Source organism: Clostridium sp. UBA2485 (assembly GCF_002341865.1).
Classification (GTDB): domain Bacteria; phylum Bacillota; class Clostridia; order Clostridiales; family Clostridiaceae; genus Clostridium_J.
Genome location: NZ_DDOV01000031.1, coordinates 105,691 through 128,345 on the forward strand (window position 1 = coordinate 105,691; position 22,655 = coordinate 128,345).

The 22,655-nt window shown below is 27.6% G+C and carries 21 protein-coding genes and 1 pseudogene; 16 read left to right on the forward strand and 6 right to left on the reverse strand.

Going from position 1 to position 22,655, the window contains the following annotated elements; genetic code table 11:
- The first annotated feature begins 176 nt into the window (after positions 1 to 176).
- A complete protein-coding gene (locus B3603_RS04500; RefSeq protein ID WP_291561229.1) occupies positions 177 to 992 on the forward strand; it encodes a DNA alkylation repair protein in 816 nt (271 codons plus the stop codon).
- A 249-nt stretch (positions 993 to 1,241) separates the two neighbouring features.
- Here the strand turns inward: B3603_RS04500 and B3603_RS04505 are convergent, their stop codons facing one another.
- Positions 1,242 to 1,805 carry a hypothetical protein gene (locus tag B3603_RS04505; RefSeq protein ID WP_291561231.1) on the reverse strand — a complete coding sequence of 188 codons (564 nt, stop codon included), beginning with the start codon at positions 1,803 to 1,805 and terminating at the stop codon, positions 1,242 to 1,244.
- Between the two features lie 640 nt (positions 1,806 to 2,445).
- Here B3603_RS04505 and B3603_RS04510 point away from each other — a divergent pair.
- The 3 genes from B3603_RS04510 to B3603_RS04520 are packed head-to-tail and all read left to right on the forward strand — an operon-like array spanning position 2,446 to position 5,082.
- Positions 2,446 to 3,966 carry a serine hydrolase domain-containing protein gene (locus tag B3603_RS04510; protein ID WP_291561233.1) on the forward strand — a complete coding sequence of 507 codons (1,521 nt, stop codon included), beginning with the start codon at positions 2,446 to 2,448 and terminating at the stop codon, positions 3,964 to 3,966.
- A 42-nt stretch (positions 3,967 to 4,008) separates the two neighbouring features.
- Positions 4,009 to 4,473 carry an aminoacyl-tRNA deacylase gene (locus tag B3603_RS04515; protein ID WP_291561235.1) on the forward strand — a complete coding sequence of 155 codons (465 nt, stop codon included), beginning with the start codon at positions 4,009 to 4,011 and terminating at the stop codon, positions 4,471 to 4,473.
- Between the two features lie 51 nt (positions 4,474 to 4,524).
- On the forward strand, positions 4,525 to 5,082 hold the full coding sequence (locus B3603_RS04520; RefSeq protein WP_291561237.1) for a GNAT family N-acetyltransferase: 558 nt from the start codon (positions 4,525 to 4,527) through the stop codon (positions 5,080 to 5,082).
- Between the two features lie 186 nt (positions 5,083 to 5,268).
- Here the strand turns inward: B3603_RS04520 and B3603_RS04525 are convergent, their stop codons facing one another.
- Positions 5,269 to 6,582, reverse strand: a complete 1,314-nt coding sequence (locus B3603_RS04525) for a sodium-dependent transporter (protein WP_291561239.1) — start codon at positions 6,580 to 6,582, stop codon at positions 5,269 to 5,271.
- 647 nt (positions 6,583 to 7,229) lie between these two features.
- On the opposite strand from B3603_RS04525, the gene B3603_RS04530 reads away from it, so the two are divergent.
- From B3603_RS04530 to tlp, 4 genes are all read left to right on the forward strand, one after another.
- Positions 7,230 to 8,204: an MBL fold metallo-hydrolase gene (locus B3603_RS04530; RefSeq protein ID WP_291561241.1), complete on the forward strand. Its 975-nt coding sequence runs from the start codon at positions 7,230 to 7,232 to the stop codon at positions 8,202 to 8,204.
- 195 nt (positions 8,205 to 8,399) lie between these two features.
- Positions 8,400 to 10,364 (forward strand): oligoendopeptidase F, encoded by a 1,965-nt coding sequence (gene pepF, locus B3603_RS04535; RefSeq protein ID WP_291561243.1) that lies wholly within the window; start codon positions 8,400 to 8,402, stop codon positions 10,362 to 10,364.
- A gap of 457 nt (positions 10,365 to 10,821) precedes the next feature.
- Positions 10,822 to 11,013, forward strand: a complete 192-nt coding sequence (locus tag B3603_RS04540) for a hypothetical protein (protein ID WP_291561245.1) — start codon at positions 10,822 to 10,824, stop codon at positions 11,011 to 11,013.
- A gap of 577 nt (positions 11,014 to 11,590) precedes the next feature.
- Positions 11,591 to 11,818: a small acid-soluble spore protein Tlp gene (gene tlp / locus B3603_RS04545; protein ID WP_291561247.1), complete on the forward strand. Its 228-nt coding sequence runs from the start codon at positions 11,591 to 11,593 to the stop codon at positions 11,816 to 11,818.
- Between the two features lie 412 nt (positions 11,819 to 12,230).
- Here the strand turns inward: tlp and B3603_RS04550 are convergent, their stop codons facing one another.
- On the reverse strand, positions 12,231 to 12,860 hold the full coding sequence (locus B3603_RS04550) for a hypothetical protein (RefSeq protein ID WP_291561249.1): 630 nt from the start codon (positions 12,858 to 12,860) through the stop codon (positions 12,231 to 12,233).
- Positions 12,861 to 13,157: 297 nt separating this feature from the next.
- On the opposite strand from B3603_RS04550, the gene B3603_RS04555 reads away from it, so the two are divergent.
- Positions 13,158 to 13,988 (forward strand): sugar nucleotide-binding protein, encoded by an 831-nt coding sequence (locus tag B3603_RS04555; protein WP_291561252.1) that lies wholly within the window; start codon positions 13,158 to 13,160, stop codon positions 13,986 to 13,988.
- A gap of 137 nt (positions 13,989 to 14,125) precedes the next feature.
- Here B3603_RS04555 and B3603_RS04560 read toward each other — a convergent pair whose 3' ends face one another.
- Both B3603_RS04560 and B3603_RS04565 read right to left on the reverse strand, forming a co-directional pair.
- On the reverse strand, positions 14,126 to 14,401 hold the full coding sequence (locus B3603_RS04560) for a nucleotide modification associated domain-containing protein (protein WP_291561254.1): 276 nt from the start codon (positions 14,399 to 14,401) through the stop codon (positions 14,126 to 14,128).
- Positions 14,402 to 14,499: 98 nt separating this feature from the next.
- A pseudogene (locus B3603_RS04565) lies at positions 14,500 to 15,189 on the reverse strand (IS1595 family transposase); the annotation flags it as partial.
- Between the two features lie 162 nt (positions 15,190 to 15,351).
- Here B3603_RS04565 and B3603_RS04570 point away from each other — a divergent pair.
- From B3603_RS04570 to B3603_RS04600, 7 genes are all read left to right on the forward strand, one after another.
- Entirely contained in the window at positions 15,352 to 16,101 is a 750-nt protein-coding gene (locus tag B3603_RS04570) for an ABC transporter ATP-binding protein (RefSeq protein ID WP_291561256.1), read from the forward strand.
- A 2-nt stretch (positions 16,102 to 16,103) separates the two neighbouring features.
- Positions 16,104 to 16,928, forward strand: a complete 825-nt coding sequence (locus B3603_RS04575) for an ABC transporter permease (protein ID WP_291561259.1) — start codon at positions 16,104 to 16,106, stop codon at positions 16,926 to 16,928.
- Positions 16,929 to 16,943: 15 nt separating this feature from the next.
- Positions 16,944 to 17,714, forward strand: coding sequence for an ABC transporter permease (locus tag B3603_RS04580; RefSeq protein ID WP_291561260.1), 771 nt, complete (start codon positions 16,944 to 16,946; stop codon positions 17,712 to 17,714).
- Positions 17,715 to 18,156: 442 nt separating this feature from the next.
- On the forward strand, positions 18,157 to 19,023 hold the full coding sequence (locus B3603_RS04585) for an SPL family radical SAM protein (RefSeq protein ID WP_291561264.1): 867 nt from the start codon (positions 18,157 to 18,159) through the stop codon (positions 19,021 to 19,023).
- A 318-nt stretch (positions 19,024 to 19,341) separates the two neighbouring features.
- Positions 19,342 to 20,337 carry an ABC transporter ATP-binding protein gene (locus B3603_RS04590; protein WP_291561266.1) on the forward strand — a complete coding sequence of 332 codons (996 nt, stop codon included), beginning with the start codon at positions 19,342 to 19,344 and terminating at the stop codon, positions 20,335 to 20,337.
- A gap of 112 nt (positions 20,338 to 20,449) precedes the next feature.
- On the forward strand, positions 20,450 to 21,127 hold the full coding sequence (locus B3603_RS04595; protein WP_291561268.1) for an ABC transporter permease: 678 nt from the start codon (positions 20,450 to 20,452) through the stop codon (positions 21,125 to 21,127).
- Complete coding sequence (locus tag B3603_RS04600; protein WP_291561270.1) at positions 21,111 to 21,908, forward strand: ABC transporter permease; 798 nt, start codon at positions 21,111 to 21,113, stop codon at positions 21,906 to 21,908. Before B3603_RS04595 ends, B3603_RS04600 begins: the two co-directional genes overlap by 17 nt.
- Positions 21,909 to 22,106: 198 nt before the next feature.
- Here the strand turns inward: B3603_RS04600 and B3603_RS04605 are convergent, their stop codons facing one another.
- A complete protein-coding gene (locus B3603_RS04605) occupies positions 22,107 to 22,319 on the reverse strand; it encodes a hypothetical protein (protein WP_291561274.1) in 213 nt (70 codons plus the stop codon).
- Between the last annotated feature and the right edge of the window lie 336 nt (positions 22,320 to 22,655).

Here is a 22,655-nt window from a genome sequence, read left to right on the forward strand (position 1 = left end):
GGAGATATATTCTTTCTGTTTGATGCAAAATATGCTTTGTATCTTTGACTAGTTGTTTTCTTTTATATGCCAAATTAAAAATCATCTTTTATTAAATTAAACCGTAATAAAAATAATTCAATAGAGCATGATTTCAGTTTACAATTAGATATAAATATTGGAGGTAATATTATAAAATGATATCTTCTGAAATTTTAAACCGTAAAGGTGCAACAAAGGCAGAAAAAATACCAAAGGAGATCATAGAACTACTTAATAGTGGAGAAATCGAAACTGTAAACCTAACTGAATGGCTTCAAATTGATCAAGTCTTTTTGTTGAAAAATTTATTAAAAGAAATGAATAAAGAAAGCTATTTAGAATTAATTTTAACAGATATTATAAATTCTAAAAAGCAATCAACAGTGGCCTTAATTGGGATTATAGGAAGAAGAATGTCTCAATTGTCACATGAAGATAATCAATGGGAAGAGAATTTGCAAATTCTTTCTAATCATAAATCTGATACTGTAAGGTGTTGGGCTGCATATTTTAGTATTAATAATAAAGCTACCTTTGAGGAAAATTTAAAAAAGATTAAATTTTTTGCAGCAGATTACCATTTTGGAGTTAGAGAAATTGCATGGATGGCAATAAGGCCAGAAATTGATAAGAACCTAGAAAAAAGTATAGAAATACTTTCTAATTGGACAAAAGATAGCGATGAAAATATTAGACGTTTTGCATCAGAAGCTACAAGACCTAGAGGGGTATGGTGCAAACATATTGAAATATTAAAAGTAAATCCAGCACTAGGACTTCCGATTTTAGAACCACTTAAATCAGATAGTTCAAAATATGTGCAAGACAGCGTATCAAATTGGTTAAATGATGCAAGTAAAACACAGCCTAATTGGGTAATTGAAACATGTAATCAATGGAAAGACGAAAGTCCTATAAAACATACTGAAAGGATTATAAAACGAGGTTTGCGCTCAATAAATAAAGAATAAAATGAGAGACTATTCTTAAATTTTTCTTGTGGAATTAAAAGTAATATATAGGTTCAATTTAAATTAAAAAGCACTATATTTTAAGCGGCTAATTTTAAGTTTTTTACTGTTATAAAAATATATAATTTATAAATATAAGCTTTAGTATTTATAATTATAAGGATGCTTTGAAACAATATCAGAGCATCCTTATAATATTTTATTGAAAACAAAATTTCAATAGCTTTAAAGCTTTTCTTAAATATATAATTAATCTCTATATTTAACTCTTTCTAGGATAACTATTGTATTTTGTATATTAGGATGAATTGTAACATCCTTATTTGAAAAGTTAGCATAACGCGTATTGCCTAACTCATTTGAAACAATGAAACTAATCTCCCAACCTTCTTTTCCGTAGAGATTAAGTTGTGATTCAAAGTTATTAAGATCTAATAATCCACCATAATTATCCTTAAAACTTATCACTTTATATTCCTTATATTCCTTACTTTCCTTAATATTATTTTCTAGTTGAATCTTTGAATTAATAATTGAGATCAATGAAGCTAATTCTTCTATAGAGTATTTTGATAAATCTAAATCAGGTTTTAATACTTTCCTATTTTTACAATCCGATTCATCTAGTAATACCAAATCGGTAAACTTTCCTGTTCTTTCATATATTTCGTAAGATTCGTTTGTATATCTTTTACCAAAGAGCTTAACTGAAATATTATCTAGAGCCTCCCTAGATTCTACTTCTGTTTCACAATTAAAATAACCAATATTCTTAAGTAACTCCTCTAATTCAGCTATTAACTTATTAACCATTTTTTCCTCCAGCATCTCATTGTATTTTTATATTGTTTACATTATAATTTATTCTTTAAAAAAAGTATTTCTCCTTTATTTGTGCTCTTTAAAGAAGTTTCTAAAACAAAGTATATACTTTGTGAAGTAATTATAAAATTTGAAGAAATAATAAATAAAGATAACTAAGAATTTTAAAATATGGTAAAATTTATAGTAAATAAACAGAATATGAATTTCTATTTTAATAGATAAAATGGAGGGTTAAATTGTGAGGGGCAATATATATTCAAAAATTGATTTAGAAAAGGTACTTGTAGATATATGAAAAGATGCATTAGATATTGATAGAGTTGGTGTATATGAGAGTTCTTTCAACTAGGGGGCATTCTTTAAAGAGTATGCTGACTATAGGTTAAGTAGAGAAAAAAATGAACAAGCATATATTTGTAGAAGATATATTTAATAATATAATAATAAGGAAAGTGAGTTGTATTATTGGATTAAGTTAGGGATTACATTAAACTAGTGGACAGGTTGTTGAGAGGTAAGCAGATGAAATTAAAACCCTTTAATTAAAGATGTTTTTAAATTTTAATACTTACTTAACTAAAGAACTGTTCTAGATATAGCATAAAATAATGATAAAGGGGAGATTAGGGTGAAAAAATTAAATCCTATATTTAAATTAGGAATATTAACTATACTTTTGACTTATTTTACTACCTGCTTTAGTGTTTATGGTAAAGAATATAATTTAGGAGATACAGAAAAATTTATAAACAAATTAAATGATGAAATGCCTAAATTGATGAGTAAATATAATATTCCAGGAGCTTCAATTGGAATAGTGGAAGAAGGAAAAATTCAAGGAATTTATAACTATGGCATGGCAAATAAGAAAGATAAAGTGATGGTAGATGATAACACAGTATTTCAAGTTGCATCTATTTCAAAAAGTATAACATCTTGGGGAATAATGAAATTAGTTGAAGAGGGTAAAATTGATTTAGATGTGCCAGTTGAAAAATATCTTACAAGATGGAAGCTGCCAGAATCTGAATATAACACTGATAAAATTACAATTAGAACATTGTTAAGTCATACTTCAGGTCTATCTGGTGTTAATTATGCAGGGTATTCTCCAAAAGAAAAGCTACCTACAATTGAGGAATCACTTTCAGGAGAAAACTATAGCAAGAATAAAGTAGAGATTATAAAAGAAGCAGGAGAACAATTTAAATATTCTGGTGGAGGATATACTATTCTTCAATTGATAGTTGAAGAAGTTACAGGAATGACTTTTGAAGATTATATGAAAAAAGAGATAATTGATAAATTAACATTAAATAATAGCTCTTTTATATTAGATAAAAATATAGAAGAAAACATTTCAAGCAGTTATGGTGTTTTAGGCAATGAAATTCCTGGATATATGTATACGGAAAAAGCAGCAGCAGGTTTATTTACAACTACAACTGATTTATGTAAGTTTATGATTGCAAATTTAGAAGGATACAATAAGAGTACTAAGTCTAGAACTCTAATAAGTAAAGAGAATATTAATTTAATACATACTCCAGTAAAAAATACTTATGGACTAGGATATGTAACAAAAGAATTGGAAAATGGATATAAGACTATAGGACATGGTGGTTCAAATAGAGGATGGCGTTCCAATTTTACAATAATACCAGAGAGAAATAGTGGAGTTGTAATTCTAACTAATAGTGATAATGGAACTAATTTACTTATAAATATAATGAGCTATTGGGAAAAGTATAGTATGGGGGAATCTATTGAAAACTATAAACCTGAGAATGGTTTTGTAAAAATTATTAAGTATGTGTCTATTGGACTATTTTTCGTATTGTCATTATACATGTTATCCATAATAGTTAAGATAAGAAAGGGTAAAAGAGTATTTATTTCAAAAGTTCAATATAAATCTCTTTTAAGTAAGGTTATAAGAATTATAATTCCTGTATTAATTGGAATAATCTGGTGGGTGATTTTTTATGGACAAGTAGTAATTAAGTTGACTATAGCACCAATGTTACCATATGAATGTAAGTGGATTACGTGGGCAGTGACAACTTGGTGTATATTATTTGCCATATCTGGGATATTTCCAAAAGAAAAAGTTCACCATAAAATATATAATAACCATAAGTATAACTAAACTGATGATAACTATATTTTAAGATGTTTGGAGGAGATAAATTTGAAGGAGTTTGAGAATAAGCTAAAAGAATACTTATTAAAAAATAATATATATGGAGAACAGTATATTTTTGAAGAGACTTGTCATTCTGTTGAAGAAGCGGCTACAGCAGCTAATGCATCTACAGAAGATTTTGTAAAAAATATATGTATGATTGATAGTAACGGAAAGCTTATTGTAGCTATAGTTAAGGGGGAGCATAGAGCAAGTACGTCAAGAGTAGCAAAAGCATTAAATATCGAAATCCCAAGAACTGCAACGCCAGAAGAAATACTTGAAAGTACTGGATATCCTTGTGGAGGAGTACCCTCATTTGGATATGAGGCAATATTTTTAATTGACCCTAAAGTTATGGAAAGAGAATTTGTTTATACAGGTGGAGGATCACCTTATTCCTTAACGAAAATTTCAACTAAATTGCTACAACAAGTAAATAATAGTCAAATTGCTAGGGTAAGAAAATAGATTATTATTGAAGGTATAAAATAAACTATTATAAGAAGGGGGAAATGTGAAATGTTTGTAGATGCAAAAATAGAAACTAGTAGATTGCTTATAAGGCCTTATTCTTTAGAAGATGCAGAAAGAATTTTTCAAATTGTGGGAGAGGATAATTTTTATAAATATATTCCTGAAGATGTACCATCACTAGATGAGGTAAAGGATATTATTAAATGGTCTATGAATTGTTGTAAAAAGAATACTCCAGATAAGATATATAAATTTAATTTAGTTATAATTCATAAGGGTGATAATAAAGTTATTGGGTATTGCGGCCTAGGTCCTGATGATTTAGATTTACAAGAAGTTGAACTTTATTATGGATTGTCTAATGAATATAGAAGTCAAGGGTTAGCATCAGAAGCTGCCTATGCACTTGTTGAGTATGGTTTTAAAGTTATTAAGCTGAAAAAAATTATTGGGCTAATAGATGCTGAAAATACACATTCAATTAAATTGGTTGAAAAATTAGGAATGAAATATCATTTTAAGATTAAGGATTTACCTAAAAATTTATCTTATTTTGAAAATCTTTCTTATTATTCAATACTAAGAGAAGAATTTATTAAATAAATTCTTTTACATACTATATTGCTAAGGTAAAAGCAATTATATTGTATTAGTTGCCAAGTATTTTTATATTAAGTATAAAAAATAGAATATACAAAAAGCATTGTAAGATTTTGATAAATATATAAATCTTGCAATGCTTTTTATTTTATATTCATTTAAAGTGAACATAAAATTTAATTTAAAGTATTAACCAATTCCTCCATATATCGCACCTAAAACAATAACTATTATTGATACAAATACAAAAACATATTTAGCTAAAGGTATAAACCAATTACCTAAAGGTCTTCTTGCTCCCATATTAATTTCTTTTAAAGCATTATCCATTCCATATATCCAAAAGAAAGCTATGGCTGAAATTACTGTACCCAAAGGAGCTATATAAATAGTAATTATATCGGAAAAATTATTAAATAGTTCTATATTGAAAGCTAGTGGTACAGCAGCTAAAAATGAAATTACTCCAATAAATAGTACGCTTTTTCTTCTACTCCATTTTGTTTTATGCATAAAAGCTTCTGAAGTTGCTTCCATCATATTTATAGTTGAAGATACAGCTGCAAATACAATACTACCAAAGAAAATAGCTCCAAATAAATGTCCACCAGGCATTGATTTAAAGATAGTTGGAACTGTTATAAATAATAAAGTAGGACCTGACGCTGGATCTAGCCCAAAAGCAAAAGCTGCTGGAATTATTATAAAAGCTGCTAGCATAGCTGATAAACTATCATAAAAAGCTGTATTTATTGCAGAAGAAGGTATATCAACATCTTTCTTTATATAACTACCATATACCACCATACCAGCTCCATTTAAAGATACAGTAAAGAATGCTTGGCCAAGAGCCATAACCCAAGTGGTAGGATTTAACAAATAAGACCATTTAGGAATCAATAAATATTGTATTCCTTCTGATGCTCCAGGAAGGGTTACAGATCTAATAAGTAATATTACAAATATAATAAATAGTGCAGGCATCATAACTTTATTTGCTTTTTCAATTCCTTTACTAACTCCATAGGCTACAACAATAGTTGTTATCAACAAAGCTAAAGCAAGCCAGAAAATAGTTTCATTGCTTCCTAAAAAACTATCTAAGTAATTTGCAACATCTATATTTTTAAAATTATTGATTGTGCTTATTGAAAAATATTTTAAAACCCATCCAACCACTACATTATAAAATAAAAATATTCCCCAAACACCTAAAGTTGGTATTAGAGATATGATAGATGAACCAGATATATTCTTTTCATCTAAAATTTCTTTTATACCGCCTAAGGAACCTTTTCCTTTTGCTCTCCCTAAAGCGAATTCTCCCATAAGTCCTGTAGTTCCTAATATAAATACAAATATAAAATATGGTATAAGAAAAGCGGCTCCCCCATACTGTCCTAATCTCCAAGAAAACATCCATATGTTTCCAAGCCCAACAGCTGAACCTATACAGGAAAGTATAAATCCAAATTTACTTGAAAAATTCTCTCTTTCTTTCATTTTAACTCCTCCTTATTAATTTTTTATATAAAAAAACCACATAGACATTTTATCTACGTGGTTTAAATTCTTAACAAAATAAAACCATGCAGAGCTCTACGTGGTTTTATTGCACAACTATATAACCATCATAGACGCAAACTGTATTTTAAAAATACTTTCCCAGTTTGCATCTATGAATTTTTTTCATTTCAGCAAACTTTATCTATAATAGCTATAATAATATTCATTTGTATTTATCATTTTTATAGTAATCATAATAAGTTGCTCCTCACATGGAATATTTTAATAAATTATACTATAAATATTTAGATAATTCAATAAAAAATCTTTAGTTAATTACTATTTTCTTTATATAATCTATGACTATAGGGTTCCACAACGAAAATTTAAATTATGCATGATTTTAATTTCCATAACAAAAATTCTTTTCTATGAATGAAAAATTAANNCTGTTTTTATAGAAAATTTATTTTCCAGAGTGCATATTAAGTTTTCGCATTGTATCCCTATATACGTGAGATTCCAATTATAAACAATATTTAAATGTAAATTCTAAGGCGTCATAGTATAATGATATAAATGAGGATTTATTCATAAGTAGGTATGTTAAACCAAAGAATAGGTAATATGAAAGGGGAATTAATATGATTGAACAAGTATATAAAAATGTTTATAGGAATGAAATACCATTGCCTAATAATCCATTAAGAGCTATAAATAGCTATATTATATTGTCAGAGGATAGAAATTTAATAATAGATAGTGGATTTGATACAGAAGAATGTAGACAAGCATTTATGAATGGTATAGAGGAACTTGGTTTAGATTTAGATAAGACAGATCTTTTAGTAACTCATTTACATGCTGACCATTCAGGACTTGCTGCTGTTTTAAGTAAACAAGGCTTTAGGGTATATTCAGGAGAAACAGATGGCCATATGATAAATAAGATGGCTACTGCAGAATATTGGAATACTTTTAATGACTATAAAAAACTATTTTCTCTTACTCAAGATAATATAAATTTTGATGACCATCCTGGATATAAATTTTCTCCAAAGGAGCCAGTAGATTTTATATTATTGCATGAAAATGATGAAATAAACATAGGGGAATTTTCTTTTAAAGTAGTTAATATTCCAGGACATACGCCAGGTCATATAGGGCTTTATGAAGAGGAACACAAATTGTTTTTCTGTGGAGACCATATATTAGGAAAGATAACTCCTAATATAGCATTTTGGGGATTTGAATATGGTGATATGTTGGAAGTATATTTAAAAAATTTAAGGAAAATATATGATTATGATATAAATTATTTATTTCCTGCTCATAGATTTATAATAAAAGATCATAAAACAAGAATAAATGAATTAATTAGCCATCATGAAAGCCGTCTTGATGAGGTTATGAATATAATAAAAGAAGAAAAGAAAACAGTTAGAGATACTGCAGCATCTATGCATTGGGAATTGCGATATGATAAGTGGGAAGATTTTCCTAATCCTCAAAAGTGGTTTGCTTCAGGAGAGGCTATGTCACATTTAGAACATCTTTTATATATGGGAAAAGTTGAAAGAACAGAAGAAAATGGAGTTTTATACTATAAGCTTAAGTAGAATAAAAACCTATTATCTTTAATGATAGTAGGTTTTTATGATCTAAACTTATCATAGTATTGAAGAATTAAATTTTAAGTTTTCATAATTTCTTTAAAATACATACACTGAAAATTAACTTATAAAGAGTATAATGTATCTAATATATGTAATAAAATTACAATTATTGAAATTTTATTCAAATGGAGGGGTATCATGCTAAAATCAAGAAAAAAAATTGTTATTATCTGCATAACTGCTAGTATGATGATGAATTTAACGATTAATACTTTTGCAATAGTTAATAAAAGTGGTGTAAATGTAAATGAAAAACAATCAATAATGTATTCTGAGTCTAAGAACAATACAATAAAGCCTCAAGGTGAAAAGAAGATTGATGACAAATATAAATGGAATTTGGAGGATATTTATAAAGATGTACAAGCGTGGGAAAAGGATATTGAGAAAGTAAGAAAAGAATATTTCCCTAAATATAAAGAATACGAAGGTAAGTTAAAAGATCCTAATAAGCTACTTGAATTCTTGAAAATGGATGAAGAAGCATCAATTGTTTTAAGTAAAATATATTGGTATGCTGGTTTTAGAGGAGATTTAAATCAAGGAGACAATGAAGCAACAGAGCTGATTTCTAAAGCAGATAGTATTGTTGCAGAATATGATCAACTGGTAACCTTTTTTACACCTGAATTGTTATCACAAGATGAAGCTTCATTAAAAAGTCTTATAGCAAATCCAAAATTAAAAAATTATGCTCATTTTATAGAATCTTTAATAAGGCAAAAAGAACATGCCCTTTCAAAAGAAGAGGAAGATATATTAGCAAATGCATCAGAATTTGTAGGTAGTCCACAAGAGATTTTTAACAAATTGAGAATGGCAGATATGAGAAAACCAATTATAAAAGATAAAAACGGAAAAGACATAGAATTAACTTCAGGAGTATATTCAAATATACTTGATGGAAAAGATAGAGAGCTAAGAAAGAAAGCATTTGAAGCTAATGGTAAAGTAACAGAAGAGCTTCAAAATACTTTTGCCTCTATTTATCTAGCTTCTGTAAAAAAGGATATTTTCTTAGCTAAATCTAGAAAATATAACTCCACTCTCGAAGCATCTCTTGCTAAGGATAATATTCCAAGGGAAGTTTATGATAATTTAATTACAGCTGTTAATAACAATATGGAACCACTTCATAAATATGTAGAATTAAAAAGAAAAATTACAAATCTTGATAAGATACATGCATATGATTTATATGTTCCACTAGTTGATAATTATAAATTAACAATACCTTATGAAGATGCTAAAAAGATGGTTTTAGAAGGATTAAAACCACTTGGAGCAGAATATTTATCTATAGTTAAGACAGGTTTTGATAATAGATGGTTAGATGTTTATGAATCAAAAGGTAAGAGAACAGGTGGATATAATCTAGGACTTTATGGTGTACACCCATTTATACTTTTAAATTATACTGACTCTTTAGATGACATGTTAACAGTAGGACATGAAATGGGGCATGCGGTAAACTCTGTTTATGCAGGAAAAGCCCAATCATATATGAATGCACATACACCTATATTTAATGCGGAAGTAGCTTCAACAGCTAATGAATTGATGATAATTAAAAATTTAATAAAAAATGCTAAGAATGATGATGAAAAGTTATATTTATTAAATCAATTAATTGAAAATATAAAAGGTACAGTATATACTCAAGTGATGTTTGCGGAATTTGAAAAAACAGTACATGAAAAATTAGAAGCAGGCGAGCCATTATCAGCTAAATCTCTAAGGCAGATATATGGAGATTTAATAAAAAAATACTATGGTGATAGCTTTGCTCCAGATGAGCTAGGAACTTTAGGATGGGCAAAAATAACTCATTTCTATAACAATTTCTATGTTTATAAATATGCTACTTCTATGGCAGCTTCTAATGAAATTGTTAAAAATATACTTGATGGAAAAGATAAAGATGCAGTTAATAAGTACTTAGAATTCTTAAAGACTGGATCTTCAGAATATCCTGTTGATGCACTAAAGAAAGCAGGAGTCGATCCAACAAAAACAACTTCAATAGATAATTTATTAGCTGAGTTTGGACAATATGTAGACGAAATGGAAACTATCCTTAAAAAACAAGGAAAAATAAAATAATTAAGATAATATATTAGCATAATAATAAAGTTATAAAATCTCTATGGAACAATAAATAAAAGTCCTTAGAGGTTTTTTATTCTATGTTAGGGGAAGGTTCATTATATTTGTATAAAATAAGTTATCATTGAATTGTAATGAACCGTCCCTTAAATTGTAATGAACCGTCCCTTATACACACCAATTTAAAAAGATAGATGGGTAGGTTTAATTGTGTTGCAACCAAGTATATCAGTAACTATCTTAAATGGTTCAAATGGATAAATCATCCAATTTATACCAATATTGGGGATGTATTACAACTTGTATGTGTAATAAGAATATAAAGTAAAGAACAATGTTATTATGTGGCGAAAGACTAAATAATATTTTAACGTAAAAATTTATGATATAATTAGGCGAAAATATGATGGTAATCCGAAGCATTAAAACTAAAATTTAAAAAGGTGGAATTAAGATGTCAAATAAAATAAAAGTATATTATCAACATGAGGAAGAGGAAGATAATGAGCAATTCCTAAGGAACTTTGAATATAAAGGAGAAGAAATATTCGCCTGTGATACTTGCGAAACTGAAATATCAGAAGAGGAATATAAGCGTAATGACGGCATATGTGATGAGTGCAACGCTGATATATATGAGTCTTAGTTACTTTACATTCCAAATAAATTACATATTAAAAACATTTAAAGGCAGTCCATTGGACTGCCCTTAGTTTATGCATAATATTAAAATAATGTGCAAGTGGAAGGTTAGGAAGCCAACTTATCTGCGTAGTGGAGGTATGCAAGTGCTGCTGTACCCAATCACATCTTAGCATTATACCAACTAGTATGTTAGGGGACGGTTCATTATATTTATATAAAATAAGTTATCGTCAAATTGTAATGAACCGTCCCTTAAGTATTGAAAGACATTTTATATTTTTCACATCATTGATAAATATATTTTGCTAATAAGTTTTTCAAGTTTTTATTTTTTCTTAACCGTAAATTAAGGTTAAAGTTTATAATGATATGTTTTAATCACATTAATATTTATATATTAGTAAATTTATACTTGTCCATAAAAAGATGCAACTTCTTATATAATACAAGAAACATATAAGAAGTTAAAAATTATTATCACATAAATAAATATATTTATACACATAATAAAGAAAGAAGAGATTTATATATAAACTACCTTTTAAAGGATAAATTTTAAAAAGAGGAGAGATGAAATTATGAAAAATAAACCAGATGATAGAAGAGATAATGTAGATAGAATTCAATATAACATTAGTAATACTATTGAAAACATTCATCGTGCAGATGAAATGATTGAAAAAACAGATGATGAAAATACGAAGGAAGCATTAAGTGAAAAAAATCAGAGAAGAGAAGCAGCTCTTGATGCTATGAGAGAAGAAATTAAAGATGAAGCAATGGATAAACAAAACGGATATAAATAAAAATATTTTTTATAGTTTATATTATTTAATATTATACATATAGAACGGGTACAAATTTAATATATCCAAAGTAGTAAATTACCGAAATAAAAGTATCACTTTCTAGTGATACTTTTACTTTTTTTATCTATGTACAAATTTATTAATTATTTTTATTAGAAATTTTAGAAAGCACAGTTGATGCTCTATAAGAATTTCTAAGATATTTATGAGATTTGAATTAGAAACTAGCCTATCAAGAATAGAACTAGCCAACATATTATCAACGTGAATTATAATAATAAACATTACAAGAGTTATAAAATGATTATGTTTCAGGGGACGGTTCATTATATTTCTAATTGTAGGATACTTCAATAATTTTAAGCTATAAAATAAGTTATTATTGAATTGTGAGAACCATCCCTTACATTTAAACTATATCAAAATCCTTTACTAGGCTTGTAATTCTCCACTTTCCATCTTCTCTTGAAACTTCAAGGATAGCATTCCAGATATAAGTATCTTTAGCAGAGGTTGTAGCTTCAAAAACTATTTTATATTTAAATTTAGAAGGGGAGATTTCCTCTTTTTCTATTTTATAATCTTTAACCCATGGACTTGAAAATCCAGTTACCCATGAACCGCGATCTTCTATTAATTTTTTAAATTCATTTTTTAGAACTTTACTATAAGTAGCATATTGAAATACTCCATTTCTGTCCTTTATACCTTTTGCCCAAAGTTCAGCTATTTCATCTGCAGTTTTAGGATCATATAAATCTGCAAATTCTTCAAACATTTCACATCTAGCTTTTAACTCAATTTTATTTGTATCATATAGTCTTAGCCTGCTTTCTTCTTTGTCATAGAAAGTATTAATATTAAAGTCCCTCATCAATGCTCTATCATCGATATAAATTTTATCATCTTTAATTAAATAATCTCCATTATTAGGTACTTCCTTATCATTAACTAATACTGTAAAAGAGGATTTAGCATAAATTATACTGGTAATAAAGAATGTTAGAAATAATGTAATAAATAATATCTTCTTATTCATTTAACTTCTCCTCAATAAAATAATCTTTAAAGTTATTTTGTGTATTAAGTTAGAAATATATAAATTTATTTTATACTTTTAATAGAGCTGCAAATTAAATAAGGAACTTAGATTATTAAGAAATTATTTTATGTAGATATGTTGAGGGTATAAGATTGAATTAAATATTAGAAAATTATGAAAATAATGATATAATTTGAATGCAATGTAAAACAACTTATCCGCAGTATATTTTATGAGGAAGAACATAACTATATTAGTTAAAACTATAGTGATTTATAAAAAGGAGTAATAAAAATGAATGTTTTAATTCTTGGGGCAAGTGGATTTTTAGGTGGACATATTTATAAAAAAATAAAATCTCAATTGGATTTTAATCTACTGGGAACTTGTTATGGATCAAATAATTGTGATGACTTAATAAAACTTGATGTAACTAATGAGGAAGAAGTTGAAGACTTAATATATAACTTTAAACCAGATATTGTTTTATGGAGCTTAATGAGTAAAGAAAGTGAAAAGTATTTAATAGAAATGGGTCTAAATAATATCTTAAAATACTTATCTCATAAGCAGAAGTTAATCTTTATATCAACAAATGCTGTTTTTAATGGAAAAGGTTATTACAGTGAAGAAGATAACCCGAAATATAAAAATAGTGACGAGCCATTAGCACTATTTTCAAATGCAAAAATAGATGGCGAGAAAATAGTTAAGCATCATGACAATTATATTATCATAAGACCAGGTGCTATTTATGGACAAGATATAAATGGAAAGTGGGATAAACGGATATCTGATTTAATTAATAAATTAGAAGAAAAACAAGAAGTTGTAAGAACAGAAAATTTATACAATATTTTTGTAAAAGTAGATGAACTAGCAGAAGCCATAATAGAGTTAATAAAATGTGATTATAAAGGAATTATTCATTTAGGGCCAGAGAAGAAGGAAAGTTATTATAATTATTATAGAAAAATGGCTACACATTTAAACTTAGATGTTAATTTAATTAAAAGCGATTTTATTGATGAAGATTATGCTGCTAAAAATAATCGCTCATTAGACTTATCAATAAATACATCTAAGTGCAGAAAGCTATTAGGGGATATATTCAGTAATGTATAGGGATGGTTCATTACTTTTTACAAGCTAAGAAATTTTAAAATTTGGCTTTGTTAAAGAATAGTGTTGGTATTATAGCATTTTTTAAAGGGACTCCTTCTGGAGTTCCTTTAGTTCGACTTTTTGAATATTGTTCATTATTACTCTTTGTCTCTATTTTCTATTTCAATAATAGTCATGATAGAGTAATTGGCTAAATCTAGTAGCGTATCTATAATGCTCTCGTCTTTTACTTCAGCATCCTGCTTAATTAATTGCTTATATCTTCGCAATTTATCTTCTAATCTAATTGCAGGCATAATAAGACCATACTCTTGAAATCCATCGCTAAAACTATCTCCATAGTCTTTATTCTTTGCGGTATATATCTTATTTAAATTTTCACATATTTCCTTATGTTGGTCAATTTTTCCCATAAAAAATACTCCTTTCGTTTGATTCGTCATTTACTACAAAGGTTCATTTATTATATTATACAGTACAAAATCACAATATTTCAAATATTTAGTATGCCTTATACATAAATTGGTTCTCTTACTCTAAAATCCTTTAATTTTGTATCAGTATGAGAGGTGTGAGATTGTACAAAAAGGTTTTTACTCTTCATAGTATCCTTGTCTGTATTAAAGATTTCAAGCCATTTAAACCAATACATATAGTTAGCAAGATATTTAGTTGCAACACCATTAAACCTATCCATCCACTTCTTGAGTTTGCTATGGAAAGCATTAATATGCTGTATGTGATATATTCCTTCTTTATACTTGCCACGCTTAACCTGTTGAAGTTCAATACCTAAATTTTGGGCAAGCTGAATATAACTCTTGTGGGAGTCCGTACAAAGGATGGCTTCATCCTCAATCATCCCAATAAAGAGCCTTTCTAAATCTATATGTTTCATTCTTCCTTTGCATATAAGTTCTGTAATAAGATTTCCTGTTCTATCCATAGTACAAAGAATGCAGACCTGTTCCTTGGATATACCCTTTTTTTTCTTTTCGGTCTTACTACTAAAACTGCCTTTAACGCCTCTTTTATGGGACTTTCGTGGCATAGTAAATGTACTGCTTTTCTTATGGTTGCCTTTAAACGACTCCCTAAATAAAGCCTCGTCAACCTCTATAACGCCACCTACACTTCCGATACCCATAAAGGCTCTAATTGCATCTAATATTTTATGCCTCCAATAGAATGATGTAGGTAAAATTTTAATGAACCGTCCCCTATATTTAGTCCTAGAAAGTATTCATAATTTGAGTATTTTCTAGGGCTATTATTTTTTTGCTACATAAAATTATATTTCTTTATAAAATCTTTAAACTTTAGCTTTATTATGGGCTTATATGGATTAAGGGAGGAAATATAGATGAAAGAAAAAAAGTTACAAATAATTAATTTAAATAAAAAAATTAAAGGAAGGACTATTATAAGTAATTTGTCTTTTGAGGTTGAAAGTGGGGATATATGTGGATTTCTTGGATCAAATGGTTCGGGAAAAACTACTACAATTAGGATGATTACAGGACTTATTTCTCCTAATAGTGGAGAAATATTAATATCAGGTAAAGATGTAAATAAAAATCGTAAAGAGGCTCTTTTAAAACTTGGTGCTATTGTTGAATCTCCTATATTTTTTCCGTATATGTCAGGAAGAAAAAATCTTCAAAATCTTGCTAGATTAAATCCAAATATGGATCGAAAAAGTCAATTAAATAAAGTGGAAGAAGTTTTAGAAGTTGTAGGACTAAAGGATAGAGCAAATGATAAGGTTAAGACCTATTCTCTTGGAATGAAGCAAAGACTCGGAATTGCTCAAGCACTTTTAAATAATCCTGAGGTGATAATTTTAGACGAGCCTGCAAATGGATTAGATCCCATAGGAATGAGGGATTTAAGAAATTTGATTATAAGATTGCAAAAAGAAAGAGGCATTACCTTCCTTATTTCTAGTCATCTTTTAGATGAACTTCAACAAATGTGTAATAGATTAGTTGTTATAAAGGATGGTAAATTAATATGGCAAGGACTGACAAGTGAGCTATTAGAAAAAGCCAAAGGAAGTAACAGGCTAGAAGATGCATTTATAGAGCTTGTTATAAATAAAGAGGGTGAATAAAAATGAAGGCTTTATTTATAAGTGAGTTGGAAAGATTATGGTCTAAAAAAAGCACTTGGTTGATTTTTATTGCCATTCCATTAGTACTATATGCTTCCTCAAAATATTATTTAAGTCATAATTTATCTGTGCCAGAAATTAGCCCAGAATTTACTTCCTTTGCAAATTTTCCTTCTGCTGCAATACAAGAACAACTTATACTATTTTTCAACATTGTAGTTGTTTTACTTTTAGTTTTATCAGTAACAGAAGAGTATAGAAGTGGACAAATTAGAATGGTTATGATTAGAACAAGATCTTTTACACAATTATTTTTTGCTAAGTTTCTTGCAGTTGCTACTACAATATTGTTACTTCTTATAACATATTATCTTTTAAGCATACCAATAGGATATATATTTATGCCTAAATTAGAAAAGGTTCAAATATTTTATTATAATGGATTATCCACTATAAAGGAATCATTCTTATACGGGATAAAATATTATGCTATGTCATATTTAACACTAATTGCAATGGCATCAATCGTAATGTTTATTGCAGTAATAAGTAAAACTGTTACTGCTGGAGTAGGAATTAGTGTGGCTTTCCTATTAGCATCAATGATATATCCACAAATTTTGCTTATGTTTTCACCTAATATGACTGAGAGATTGTTTAAGTTTCAACTTTTATCTCTAACTCATATACAACATATGGGAATTGCTATTATGCTGGGGGAACATCCTACTTTTGTATTATACGGATTCATTGTATTAATAGCATATACATTAATTTTTACAATATTATCTTCTGCAATTTTTGCTAAATCAGATAGATATATATAGCTTAGGAGGGGTTTTATGAGACAATTGATTATAAGTGAAATGGAACGAGTTTGGAGCCGTTCAAAAACAAAGACTCTATTAATTACTTTCATATTATTATCTACTTTATGGAGTATAGCAATGGGAAGTTGGAATGTAGGTTTTTATGATAGTAATATAACTATGCCATTAAATTCTTTAAATTTTTCAGTATTTATTTTAAGGGACATTCATCCACTATTAATGTTTGTAATTTTACCAATGCTTTATACTGATTGCTTCAATGCTGAATATACTTCAGGTAGTTACCGTAATGTGATGACTAGGCCTTATAAGAAGACAGAATTTATATTAGCTAAATTAATAGCTCAAGCTTTTATAACATTTGTTTTTTTAATGATACTCTTTATAATATCAAGTCTTTTCAGTAAATTTTTCTTAGACACAGTGGAAACAACTAAGTTTTTTAATATTACAAAGGATTTTAACTCAATTGAAGCTTTTATTTATAGCTTTAAATTTTATGTTATAGAATTCCTTATATTATTTGCTATCTTATCTATTAGCAGTTTAATCTGTGGAATTATCGAAAATTCTGTGTTATCATTTTTAGCAATTATAGCAGTGTTTTTAGGCTCACTATATATATCAGACAGTTTTGTATTCTTTTTAAGTAGTTCAAAGATGATTTTTGATGTATTAGCCAATATTGCACCTATGAGTTTTTTCACTATACTATTTTTTACAACTATAATAGGAATAGGTGGAACAATTGCATTATGGAAAACTAAAGATTGGTTATTTTAGAATATAATTTATATATCTTAATCTATAAAAATATGGAGTATAATTCTAGTCAACATTTTGCTTATAATATGTATTTGTTATAATAATATAAATATAGACATACCACATCTAAATTTAATCTATAGGCTTATAAAGTTGCGACATTAAATTATTTAAATCTACACTTATGCAATTGAGAATTGACTATTGGTAATGGACAATTGTGGAAATTTCTCTTTGTAAGAGAAGTTTCGAATTTATTCCTTTTAAAAGTGATGAAGTCACTTTTATTAAAAATCTATTAAAGAAATTATTTTGATAAAAAATAATTTCAACATTAATTGTCAATTGTACATCGTCAATTCTCCATTAATTAAAGTTGTGATGTAAAATACAATAAAGATATACATTAAATTTTAGAGTAATTTATCTATATATGTGTATAAGTATTGAGGTGAAAGTTATGGTAAAAATGATTCAGGCAAAGACTCTTCTTTCAACTATTAAAGGGGATAAGTTATTTGGTCTTAAATATAATATGAATCTTTATAGAGGCTGTCAACATGGATGTATTTATTGTGATTCTAGAAGTAATTGCTATGGCATTGAAAATTTCTCAGAAATACAGATGAAAGAAAATGCTTTAGAGCTGCTTGAAAGTGAACTGAGAAAGAAGAAGGTTAAAGGTACAATTGGTACAGGAAGTATGAATGATCCTTATATGCCTGTAGAAAAGAAACTTCTGCTTACTAGAAGAGCTTTGGAGATTATAAATATTTATGGTTTTCCAGTGCATATCCTAACTAAAAGTAATCTAGTGGAAAGAGATATAGATATTTTAAAGAAAATAAACAAGGTCTATTGTGCAGTTTCAATTACCATAACTACTGCAGAAGATAATCTATCATCATTAATTGAACCAGGTGCACCTAAGTCTTCTGACAGGTTTAAAACTATAAAAAAGCTTTCAGAAGAGGGGATTTATACAGGAATATTAATGATGCCAATACTTCCTTTTATAAATGATACTGAAGAAAATATAAGACAAATAGTTGAAAAGGGAAAAGCAGCAGGTGCTAAATATATTTTACCTTTTATGGGAATGACATTAAGAGAAGGACAAAGAGAATATTATTATAGAACATTAGATAAACATTTTCCTACTATGAAAGAAAAATATATTAGAAATTATGGATATGAATATAATTGTTCGTCTCCTAATTCAAAAAGATTATATAATATTTTTTATGAATTATGTAAAAAAGAAGGTATAGCTACAAATATGAATTTTTATAAGGGTGATGAATATGAACAATTGCGATTGTGGTAATAAAAGTATATTTTTAGAGTATACATAGAATAAGCAGTAATACATTTATGGGTAAATATAAAGTTTTTATGTTTATATAAATTTTGAAAAAATGTAATTAACTGTTGAAATGCTAATTTTTATATGATACAATATTCAAAATTGTGAGAGTGTATCTAGGGTTCCGGTGCTAATAGGATACTATTTTGCATGTCTGGACCAAGCGGTACAGGAATTATTTCTACACTTTTGGGATAAAAGCCCAGAGGATGAGTCTCTATAGGACTTATTCTTTGGGCTTTTTTTTATTAAAATAATTTAAATAGAGGGGGAGGCTTTATGACGGTAATAAGCGTTAATAATTTATGCAAATCATTTAAAATCAAAACAAAAGAACCAGGATTTAAAGGAAGTATTAAATCTATGATTGCACCTAGGTATAAAGAGATAGAGGCAGTTAGAGATGTATCTTTTAATGTAGAAAAAGGAGAAATTTTAGCTTTTATTGGCCCTAATGGAGCAGGAAAATCAACTACAATAAAAATGCTTACAGGAATACTTTATCCAACGGAAGGAAATATGAAAATATTAGGGCTGGATCCTTCTACTGAGAGGAAGAAGTTATCTTATAAAATAGGTACTGTATTTGGCCAAAAGTCGCAGCTATGGTTTCATCTACCACCTATAGATAGCTTTAATCTCTTAGGAAAAATTTATGATATGGAGGAAGTAAGCCTTAAGAAAAGGATAAACTTTTTAAAAGAAATTTTTGAGATAGGTGAACTTATGGATATACCTGTTAGAAAGCTATCTCTTGGTCAAAGAATACGGTGTGAGATAGCAGCGTCTTTAATTCACAATCCAGAGATAATATTTTTAGATGAACCTACTATAGGCCTGGATGTTATAGTTAAACAAAATATTAGAGATCTTATTTTAAGTATAAATAGAGAAGAAAAAAGAACTATATTTTTAACTTCACATGATGCAGGTGACATAGAACAGCTCTGCAAAAGAGCTATAGTAATAAATCATGGGCAGTTAGTTTTAGATGAATCCATTAAAAATCTTAAATATAACTATCTCAATAAAAAGGTTATAGAGGTAAAGTTTAAAGAAGAAGTTCATATAGATAAAAACAAATTTAAGGTTTTAAAAAGTAATGGCTATGGAGTAAAGATAGAAATAGACACTTTGAAAGAAAATATAGAAGAAGTTTTAACGGAAATTATAAAGTATGGAAGTATTTTAGATATAAATATTCTAGAACCACCTATGGAGGAAATTATATCTCATATATATAGTGAAAGTAAGGTAGGTGATTGTAGTGAGTAAACTCAATAAATATATTCATATATTTAAAATAAGTCTTAGTAATAATTTAGTATATTTTTGGAGTTTTATAATTAGAAATTTATTCTTTGTTTTCATAATATATATATTTTTAATGCTTTGGGGAAATATTTATGGACAAAAAGGAGATATAATATCAGGACTAACTTTAAATAAAATTATATGGTATTTAATAGTTACAGAAACCATAACCTTATCTCGATCAAATTTCCATATCCAAATTAGTGATGATGTCAAAAGCGGGGCTATAGCTTATGGAATAAATAAACCTTATAACTATGTATTATATTGTTTTTTTAACTCACTAGGAGAAATAGCAGTAAAGCTAGGATGTAATATGATTTTAGGTATAATTATCGGTATATGTTTTGTAGGATTTCTAGAAGGCTTTAATATAGTATATCTGCCATTAATATTACTTTCTATTTTAATAGGATCAACCATCAATTTTTTCATATATATTATTTTAGCACTAACTTCCTTTTGGATTGAGGAGAATAAGGCATTTTTTTGGATATATTCAAAGCTTACATTTACCTTAGGAGGAATGTTAGTACCACTTGATTTATTTCCTAACTGGCTTAAAAACATATCAAGTTATTTACCCTTTGCCTATGTCACATATGTACCTGGAAAGCTAGCAGTAGATTTTTCACTTAATAATTTTTATAAAGGCTTTGGAATACAAATTTTATATTTAACTATATTTGCAATACTAGCTTTAGTTATATATAGAAAGGGGGCAGAGAAATTAAATGTTAATGGAGGTTAAAAATATCATAAAACTAATAAGAGCATATTTTAAATTTAACCTATCTTCAGCTATGGAGTATAAAGTAAGTTTTATTATACAGGTGTTAGGTATGATAATAAATAATGCTTCGTTTATATTTTTCTGGTGGATATTATTTAATAATGTAGGTACTATAGGAGGATATGGTTTTAGTGATACATTGATGCTTTTTGCCATTATGTCCACATCTTTTGGAATAGCTTTTATTTTATTTGGAAATATTGGAGAACTTACAAAAATGATTGTAAATGGAGAGCTAGATTCATATTTGATCCAACCTAAGGATACCTTAATGAATATACTATGCTCTAAAAGTGTAATATCAGCCTTTGGTGATGTTATTTATGGAATAATTCTATTTATATTTGTAGGTAATTTTGATTTAATTAGCATAGCTTTATTCTTATTTTTTTCTTGTATTTCAGCTATTATACTTTCAAGTGTTATAGTTATTGTAAACTCTTTAAGTTTTTATATAGGCAATGCTGAAGGTCTATCAGGGCTTATGTTAGAATTTATGGTAAATTTCAGCTCATATCCAAAGGGAATATTTAAAGGCGCTACAAAATATATAATATATACCATAGTACCAGCAGCCTTTACTGCTCATATACCGATAGCTTTAATAAGATCTTTTAATATATTAGATTTTTCTATATTGATTGGTGTTACAGTTATTTGGGTATTGGCTGCATATAAGATATTTTATAAAGGTCTTAAAAAATATGAATCAGGGAACTTAATTGTAGCTAAGTTATAATTTATGAAAATTAGAGCAATTGTTTAAATGATTGTATAATAAAATGAGTAAATTATAATCTATTTTGTCAAATTTTATTTAAAATTGTTATATTGATTAAGTATATATGATATAATAAGGGTAGATAAAAGGTATCAGGCCTTTACGGTTATTTAATAGTTGTTAGAAAATAGTGGGAGAATTTTGTGATACGACCCACTATTTTCTTTTGCTTTCAGAATGTCCTTCTATGTCAACAGAAAGTTCAGCTTCTATTTTTCCATTTTGCAAATCTGTATTCATTTTAGTTCGAGTACCTGTTTTAAGTGTTTCATACTTATAAACAAAGCAACCAACAATGGATACTACGCTTATAATAACCAAAGCCAAGGTAATGATTCCAATTATCGCCAAGATTGTATAATCGGTCATCATATCGCCTCCTATGCCCTAAAGGCCCAATACCATCTACCCATATTAAAGCAGCACAGGAAGTTTGAATACTGAAACAACTATAAAATAAATCTCTATTAAACAAGAGGGGACTTGCTTAATTGAGTTAAGAACATTATAACATATTTTGGAATTTAAGTGAATGTAATTTTTCTGTGAATTTAAAGCAATTAAAAAAATTTTACAAGAAGATGAAAAATATATAAATTTTCACTTTATTTAAGACAAATATTTTTTATTTTATAATAAATATAATGTAATCTCTAAATAGAATAAGACAGAATTACAAGAAAAATGTCAGTTTTTTATTTCATA

Excerpts from the sequence above, each read along its gene's own strand:
- B3603_RS04500 (WP_291561229.1), top strand. The coding sequence starts at position 177 with ATGATATCTTCTGAAATTTTAAACCGTAAAGGTGCAACAAAGGCAGAA.
- B3603_RS04505 (WP_291561231.1), bottom strand. The coding sequence starts at position 1,805 with ATGGTTAATAAGTTAATAGCTGAATTAGAGGAGTTACTTAAGAATATT.
- B3603_RS04520 (WP_291561237.1), top strand. The coding sequence starts at position 4,525 with ATGTTTGTAGATGCAAAAATAGAAACTAGTAGATTGCTTATAAGGCCT.
- B3603_RS04525 (WP_291561239.1), bottom strand. The coding sequence starts at position 6,582 with ATGAAAGAAAGAGAGAATTTTTCAAGTAAATTTGGATTTATACTTTCC.
- B3603_RS04530 (WP_291561241.1), top strand. The coding sequence starts at position 7,230 with ATGATTGAACAAGTATATAAAAATGTTTATAGGAATGAAATACCATTG.
- pepF (WP_291561243.1), top strand. The coding sequence starts at position 8,400 with ATGCTAAAATCAAGAAAAAAAATTGTTATTATCTGCATAACTGCTAGT.
- B3603_RS04540 (WP_291561245.1), top strand. The coding sequence starts at position 10,822 with ATGTCAAATAAAATAAAAGTATATTATCAACATGAGGAAGAGGAAGAT.
- tlp (WP_291561247.1), top strand. The coding sequence starts at position 11,591 with ATGAAAAATAAACCAGATGATAGAAGAGATAATGTAGATAGAATTCAA.
- B3603_RS04550 (WP_291561249.1), bottom strand. The coding sequence starts at position 12,860 with ATGAATAAGAAGATATTATTTATTACATTATTTCTAACATTCTTTATT.
- B3603_RS04555 (WP_291561252.1), top strand. The coding sequence starts at position 13,158 with ATGAATGTTTTAATTCTTGGGGCAAGTGGATTTTTAGGTGGACATATT.
- B3603_RS04560 (WP_291561254.1), bottom strand. The coding sequence starts at position 14,401 with ATGGGAAAAATTGACCAACATAAGGAAATATGTGAAAATTTAAATAAG.
- B3603_RS04570 (WP_291561256.1), top strand. The coding sequence starts at position 15,352 with ATGAAAGAAAAAAAGTTACAAATAATTAATTTAAATAAAAAAATTAAA.
- B3603_RS04575 (WP_291561259.1), top strand. The coding sequence starts at position 16,104 with ATGAAGGCTTTATTTATAAGTGAGTTGGAAAGATTATGGTCTAAAAAA.
- B3603_RS04580 (WP_291561260.1), top strand. The coding sequence starts at position 16,944 with ATGAGACAATTGATTATAAGTGAAATGGAACGAGTTTGGAGCCGTTCA.
- B3603_RS04585 (WP_291561264.1), top strand. The coding sequence starts at position 18,157 with ATGGTAAAAATGATTCAGGCAAAGACTCTTCTTTCAACTATTAAAGGG.
- B3603_RS04590 (WP_291561266.1), top strand. The coding sequence starts at position 19,342 with ATGACGGTAATAAGCGTTAATAATTTATGCAAATCATTTAAAATCAAA.
- B3603_RS04595 (WP_291561268.1), top strand. The coding sequence starts at position 20,450 with ATGCTTTGGGGAAATATTTATGGACAAAAAGGAGATATAATATCAGGA.
- B3603_RS04600 (WP_291561270.1), top strand. The coding sequence starts at position 21,111 with ATGTTAATGGAGGTTAAAAATATCATAAAACTAATAAGAGCATATTTT.
- B3603_RS04605 (WP_291561274.1), bottom strand. The coding sequence starts at position 22,319 with ATGACCGATTATACAATCTTGGCGATAATTGGAATCATTACCTTGGCT.